This is a genomic window from Actinomyces polynesiensis, assembly GCF_000820725.1.
In the GTDB taxonomy this organism is placed as follows: Bacteria; Actinomycetota; Actinomycetes; order Actinomycetales; family Actinomycetaceae; genus Pauljensenia; species Pauljensenia polynesiensis.
Genome location: NZ_CCXH01000023.1, coordinates 1 through 3,047, shown reverse-complemented (window position 1 = coordinate 3,047; position 3,047 = coordinate 1). Strand labels below are relative to the sequence as shown.

Annotated in this window: 2 protein-coding genes and 1 pseudogene; all 3 read right to left on the bottom strand. The window is 74.6% G+C overall.

The genetic code is table 11. The features are described 5' to 3' along the window. Positions 1-154 precede the first annotated feature (154 nt). A complete protein-coding gene (gene hemW, locus TA90_RS00875) occupies positions 155-1,405 on the bottom strand; it encodes a radical SAM family heme chaperone HemW (RefSeq protein ID WP_043534143.1) in 1,251 nt (416 codons plus the stop codon). Further along, positions 1,402-2,757 (bottom strand): MFS transporter, encoded by a 1,356-nt coding sequence (locus TA90_RS00870; protein WP_074015207.1) that lies wholly within the window; start codon positions 2,755-2,757, stop codon positions 1,402-1,404. Before TA90_RS00870 ends, hemW begins: the two co-directional genes overlap by 4 nt. Beyond that, a pseudogene (locus TA90_RS15395) lies at positions 2,757-3,047 on the bottom strand (hypothetical protein); the annotation flags it as partial. The gene TA90_RS00870 and the pseudogene TA90_RS15395, both read right to left, overlap by 1 nt.

Below are 3,047 nucleotides of genomic sequence, written 5' to 3'. Positions count from 1 at the left end.
CCACCGGTCACCCGTCCCGGCTGATCGCGGTCGTGTCGTCCCGGCCTGTGCCGGCACGCGGCCACCACCGCCCCGGTGCCGCCGGGTGACCGGGCAGGGACGGGTCGGAGCCGCGCCGGTCACCCGGCCGGACAGGGGCGGGCCGGCGTCCGCCTCATCCGGTCAGGGTGCGGGTGACGTGGTCGGCCAGCAGTCGGCCGTGCAGGGTGAGCACGATGTGTCCCCGGGCGGCCGGTCCCGGCTCGACCAGTCCGTCCTCGACGAGCCCCGCCACCCCGGACCGGTCGTCCAGCGGGCCCAGGCGCACGCCCTCGGCGGTCCGCACCGCCAGGAGCACCCGCTCCAGCTCCCGGGTCCGCGGATCCAGCACCTCACCCGCCGCTGCAGGGGAGAGCCCCGCCCGCAGCCGACCGGCGTGTGCGCGCGGGTGCTTGACGTTCCACCAGCGCAGGCGCCCCACGTGGGAGTGCGCCCCGGGCCCCAGGCCCCACCAGTCCCAGTCGCGCCAGTAGGCGAGGTTGTGGCGCGAGGCGTGACGCAGCTGGGTGCCCACCACGTCCTCCTCCCCCGCCTCGACCCGGGCGAAGTTCGAGATCTCGTACCAGCGGTAGCCCGCGGCGGAGAGCAGCCCGTCGGCCAGCTCGTACTTGTCCGCCTCGTCGTCGGGATCGGGGGTCGGCAACTCCCCCCGGGCCACCTGGGCACCCATCCGCGTCCCCTCCTCCACGACCAGGGCGTAGGCGCTGATGTGGTCGGGGGACATGGCCACGGCCGCCTCGACGGAACGTCGCCAGTCCTCCAGGGTCTCGCCCGGCGTGCCGTAGATGAGGTCGACCGACACGTCGAGGCCGACCTCGCGTGCCCAGGCGACCACCCGGGGCACGCGTCCGGGCCGGTGCTGGCGGTCGAGGGTGTCGAGCACGTGGGGCACGGCGGACTGCATGCCGACCGACACACGGGTGAAACCCGCCGCGGCCAGCTCGTGGAGCGAGGACTCGGTGACGGTCTCGGGGTTCGCCTCGGTGGTGACCTCCGCCCCGGGGGCGATCCCGAACCTCCCGCGCAGACCGGACAGGATGGCGCCCAGTTCCCCCGGGTCGAGCATGGTGGGCGTCCCCCCGCCGAAGAAGACCGTGGAGGCCGGGCGCGGGTCGATCCCCGAGTCCGCCAGGGCCCCCACCGCCAGGTCGGCCTCCTGCAGGACCGTCGCGGCGTAGGAGCCGGGCTCGGCCCCCTCCCCGAACCCGGTGGTGTAGGTGTTGAAGTCGCAGTACCCGCAGCGCACCCGGCAGAAGGGGACGTGGACGTAGAGGCTCAGTGGTCGGCCCGCATCGGGTTCGACGAGGTCCCTGGGGAGGTGGCCGTCCGCCGGCCAGGCGATCCCCTCGGGGAGCGAGGGACTCATCGGGAGTCCTCCTCACGGGTGGGCGCCGTCGGACCCGCACCCCCACCGGTGCCCGTCGTCGGCCCGGCACCGCCACGGGGTCCCCGCACCGCACCGTCCGCTGCCCGCGGCGGTTCCGAACGGTCGACGGCGACCACCAGGGAGCACACCAGGGAGACGACCAACGCGCCCGCGACGACCGTGAAGGGGATGGTCCATCCCGTGACCGCCTCGTGGAGCGCGCCCATCGCGACGGGCCCGAGGGCGGCCACGCAGTACCCGACGGTCTGCACGAGTGCGGAGAGCTGCCGGTTCTCGTCCACGTCGCGCGTGCGCTGGATGACGATCGTGAACAGCGCGGTGAAGAACGCCCCCTGTGCCACACCCGAGACCACGCACCACACGAGCCACGCCCCCGGGGCCACCACCAGGCCGAGGGGCAGCACCAGCCAGCACACCCCGATGACGGCCATCGTGCGCCGTGTGGGCCACCGCAGGGCGTTGAACATGACCGGGACCATCATCGGGCCCACGATGCCCGTGAGTTGGAAGACACTGGCTGCCACCCCTGCGGCGGACTCGTCCATGCCCCGCATCTCACCCAGGGCCGTCGGCAGCCAGGAGGAGAGGGCGTAGTAGGAGAAGGTGTGTCCGGCGAAGGCCACCGCCATCACCCAGGCGATGGGCCAGCGCAGGACGGAGGCGCCGGCCGAGGGGGTGTCCATGCGCAGGTCGGACTCCTCGCCCGTGCGCATCCCCCCGCGTTCGAGGATGCTCGGACGGGCGGTGCGCACCCCCGGTGGGAACACCCACGCCCACACCACCCCCGTCAGCACCGCGGGCACGAGCCCCCAGGCCGCGGCGGAGCCCTGCCACCCCACGGACAGGGCCAGGGGGACGGCCAGGGCGGTGGACGCGGTGACCACCACGTTGATCGTGGCGGAGTAGAGGCCCGTCATCAGCGCCGCCCGGCGGCGGAAGTCCCGCCCGATGACCATCGGGGCCACGAGGTTGCCGATGGTGATGCCGACCCCGATCAGCGCGGTCCCCGCGAAGGCGGTCCACACCTCACCCGCGGACCGCAGCACGGAGCCCACGGCCACGAGCACCAGCGCGTGGAGCGCCCCCGAGTTGACGCCGACGCGGCGCAGCCACGCCGACGCCACGGGGGTGAACAACCCGAAGCACAGGACCGGGATGGAGGTGAGCAGGCCGAGCACCGCGGCCCCCAGGTGGAGGTCCGCCCCGATCCGTGCCACCAGTGGCGGGACAGCCGTGATGGGGGCGCGCAGGGTCATGCTGAAGAGCAGGAACACCACGGCCGGGAGCAGTGCCCAGGCGCGCACGGCCCCGCGGGGGCGCTCCTCGGACATCAGTCGCCCCCGGACGTGCGTGCGCCGTCCTGCGCCCGTGGTTCCCCGCCACGCACGAGGGCGGCGCCGCCCTCGTCGACCGTACGGGCAGCGGTGCGGATGCCGTCGGTGGCCGAGGGGACGCGGGGCAGGCGGACGGCGAGGACGTCGTGCGGACGCCGTCCGGCGTCACGCCCGCGCGTCTCGAAGTGGGTGGGGACCCTCCCCTCCCAGCGGGGGGCGAAACCCCCGCGCGCCGGTTCGGGGTCCGCGGGATCGGGGCGTTCCCCGAGGTGGGGGTTGGCGAGGTC